The sequence below is a fragment of the Nitratidesulfovibrio oxamicus genome, from assembly GCF_015731765.1.
GTDB classification, from domain to species: domain Bacteria; phylum Desulfobacterota; class Desulfovibrionia; order Desulfovibrionales; family Desulfovibrionaceae; genus Cupidesulfovibrio; species Cupidesulfovibrio oxamicus.
In genome coordinates, this window is sequence record NZ_VRYY01000425.1 from 1 (window position 1) to 2,126 (window position 2,126).

Annotated in this window: 2 protein-coding genes; one reads left to right on the forward strand and one right to left on the reverse strand. The window is 69.1% G+C overall.

Annotated elements, in window-relative coordinates; all coding sequences use genetic code 11:
• Nucleotides 1–36: 36 nt before the first annotated feature.
• Nucleotides 37–861 (reverse strand): NikL family nickel/cobalt ECF transporter subunit, encoded by an 825-nt coding sequence (locus FVW20_RS13275; RefSeq protein ID WP_196609989.1) that lies wholly within the window; start codon nt 859–861, stop codon nt 37–39.
• Between the two features lie 190 nt (nt 862–1,051).
• On the opposite strand from FVW20_RS13275, the gene FVW20_RS13280 reads away from it, so the two are divergent.
• Nucleotides 1,052–1,792: an Hpt domain-containing protein gene (locus FVW20_RS13280; protein WP_196609990.1), complete on the forward strand. Its 741-nt coding sequence runs from the start codon at nt 1,052–1,054 to the stop codon at nt 1,790–1,792.
• Nucleotides 1,793–2,126: the final 334 nt, after the last annotated feature.

Consider the following 2,126-nt stretch of genomic DNA (forward strand, 5'->3'; position numbering starts at 1 on the left):
CGGGCAGGGGGGCGCGGCCTGCCCTTGTTCCGGCTGTCAGCGTCGGCGCGAGCGGGCCCACAGGGCAATGCCCGCCAGCCCCACGATGTAGCCGATGCCGCCCGCCACGTCGGACATGCGCGGCCCGCCGGACTGCATGGCCGCCAGCGAATGGCGCAATGGGGCCACCTGTTCGGCCACGACCTCGGCCACGATGCGCCGCAGGGCGGCCTCGTCGACTGCCGTTCCCGTGGAAGGTCCGGCGGCGGAGGGTGCCGGTGCGGTGGTCGTTGCGGCGACCGTGGGCGCGGGCGATGCGAAAGGGGCGGCGGGTGATGCCGCCGCGCTCTTCACAGCCTCTGCGACAGGCGCGGCCAGGTATTCCTCGGCGGGCATTGTCCAGGTGTTGCGGTGGCCTTCGCCCGCCTGCACCTCGATGACAAGGTCGGCCTTGGCGGCGCGCAGTTCCGGGGTAATGGGCAGGGAGCAGGCCCCCTTGGCGTCGGTGACGGCGGTGCCCACCACCGTGCCGCTGCCCGCCAGCGTGGCGGTAACCGTGGCCTTTCGGGCGGGGTTGCCGCTGCTGAACGAGGTTTCGCAGCGGATGGCGCCGCCTTCCACCCAGGCAAAGATGTTCACCCGGTGGGCCAGGGCCGGACCGGCCAGCCCCAGCAGCAGGACCGCGCCCACGAGCAGGGCCGTGAACAGTGCCGCCGCGTGATGGCCCTTGCGTGTCATTGCCCGGCGGGGCATGCCGGATGCGCCAGGAGCGTCGGGAGCATGGGATGCACCCGCCGTGGCGGCGGACGGTGCGGGCGTGCCGGAGCAAATGGTGCCGCACAGCGGCGTGCGGGCGAAAATACGGATTTGTTCGCTAAACATGGGGCCTCCTGCGTGTTGCTTTCTGGCATGCATCTTTTTTTCTGAAAATTCAAACTCCAAGTGCGCTATGCTCAGAATCGTGCCACGCATTTTGTTCACGGCAAGCCGCCTTGGTCGCCTTTTGCTTGCCTGCATTCACCGTTAAGGCTATCTGCTTGGTAATATAACCTTCAGGAAGAAGGCCAAGCGGATGAAGGAAGAAAATCCGAACAGCATGGACCGGCGCGGCAGGGATTTCTCCGGCCCGGCAGGCGTTGCCCGCACGGCTGGTGACAGGCCGGTGACGGACCCCGTGACGTCAGGCCAGGCTGTGCCGGGCGGGGGGGGCACAGGTCAGACACCGCCGGGGCAGCCGCTTTCGGGCCGGGCTTCCCATGGCACGGCCCTGCCGGACCCGGGTGTACAGGACCATCCCGTCCTGGACCGGTCCGGCGCCATGCGCCGTCTGGAACTGGATGCCGAAAGCTACGGCCAGCTTCTGGCGTTGATGACCGTGGAAGTTGCCGGGATGCTGGACGCCCTGACCGAGGCCTGGCGCAACGACGATGCGGCGGCCATGCGCCAGCATGCCCACCGGCTGAAAAGCGAGGCCGCCAACGTGGGGGCCGAAGAAGTGCGCTTTGCCGCCAGCAGGCTGGAACTGTTGCTGCGCCTGCGGGAAGGGGCGGACGGTGCCCCGCGTTCTTCCACCCCGAATGCTGCCGGGCCGCACTCGCTTGGGGCACATTCGTCAGGGGCACATTCGTCCGGTCCACATTCGTCCGGTCCACATTCGTCAGGGGCACATTCGTCAGGGGCACACCCGTCCGGTAAACACCCGACCGGGCCACACTTGTCTGCCCCGCCCTTCTTCACGCCTGACGAGGCCACGGCGGCGGTCAGCCACCTGCGCACGGCCCTGGCCCGCCTTGCCGCCGTGCTCGGCCAGTAGCGTACCCGCGCGTCTGGCGCCAGACGCCGGAGTGCGCCCCACTCCCCCTCGTATCTGCGGGCTGCATACCCTCTGGCTGTGTCTGGCCTCGTACCCGGCTGTCCCGCATGTCGCCCCGGCCTGTGGGCGGTCTAAAGCAAAACGTCATCCAGCCGATGAGGTTTCCGACGGGGTGCGCCCACCCCGCCGCGACCCTTTGCGGAAGGTACTCCCCATGCTTTGCCGTTCCTGTGCATTCCGAGGTCTTGCCCGCAGCCTGCTGCTGGCCGTGGCCCTGACCGCGTCCGCTCCCGCCGTCCCCGGCCTGTGCGGCCCAGCGGCCACGCCGCCGCCG

Coding starts and splice junctions, on each gene's coding strand:
- FVW20_RS13275 (WP_196609989.1), bottom strand. CDS start 861: ATGTTTAGCGAACAAATCCGTATTTTCGCCCGCACGCCGCTGTGCGGC.
- FVW20_RS13280 (WP_196609990.1), top strand. CDS start 1,052: ATGAAGGAAGAAAATCCGAACAGCATGGACCGGCGCGGCAGGGATTTC.